General features: G+C 36.9%; 1 pseudogene. It reads right to left on the reverse strand.

Annotated features, from left to right (window positions below):
- Window positions 1–336, reverse strand: a pseudogene (locus AAEY62_RS21150) (IS5/IS1182 family transposase); the annotation flags it as partial.

The raw sequence follows: 336 nt of genomic DNA on the forward strand, positions 1-336 counted from the left end.
GCTTGGTATCAACCGCACTTTGCACGTTATAACTCACAACTCTTGTAAAACCTTGAGTTTTCATTAAACGTGAATCAGGATCAGTAGTGGATATTTGCTTGTCAGGATGAGCTTCAACTTGTTCTTTAATCTCGTATAGTTTTTTTAACTGGCTGCGAAAGTCAGCTAGTCTCTCTTTTGTGGCTTTAATTTTTGTGACGTTAGCTTGCTCTTTATCGGCTTCATCAAGTAATTCAAGATAACGTTCAATGTTCTTTTCGACTCGGTCGATGTGAAATTTAACTTTGCTTGGCGTAAAATTATTGCCTTTGTTGTTGCTAGCTTTAAACTTACTAC

Origin of the sequence: Pseudoalteromonas sp. GW168-MNA-CIBAN-0100 (assembly GCF_040309225.1) — a bacterium.
In the GTDB taxonomy this organism is placed as follows: Bacteria; Pseudomonadota; Gammaproteobacteria; order Enterobacterales; family Alteromonadaceae; genus Pseudoalteromonas; species Pseudoalteromonas arctica.